Below are 223 nucleotides of genomic sequence, written 5' to 3'. Positions count from 1 at the left end.
AACCCTGTCCGCGCACGGGCGCTCAGGATATCGAGGCTGTCCACGAACAGCGCTCCGCTGTTTCTATCCAGTAACTGTACGTTGATTTTCATGACCGCACCGATTTTCGGGAGTACACCGCGCAGACGCCATTCCTGCCCGTCCTGCCGGATAACGATATCCCCGTTGGCCTCAAGCGTTGTCACCACGCCCGGTTCTGGCACTAAGGCCGCCGTAGAGACGG

The 223-nt window shown here is 59.6% G+C and carries 1 pseudogene; it reads right to left on the bottom strand.

From position 1 onward, the window contains the following. A pseudogene (locus AAC855_RS21475) lies at positions 1 to 223 on the bottom strand (hypothetical protein); the annotation flags it as partial.

This window comes from Xenorhabdus bharatensis, from assembly GCF_037996705.1.
Lineage (GTDB): Bacteria > Pseudomonadota > Gammaproteobacteria > Enterobacterales > Enterobacteriaceae > Xenorhabdus > Xenorhabdus bharatensis.
This window is presented reverse-complemented; position numbering and strand designations above follow the sequence as displayed.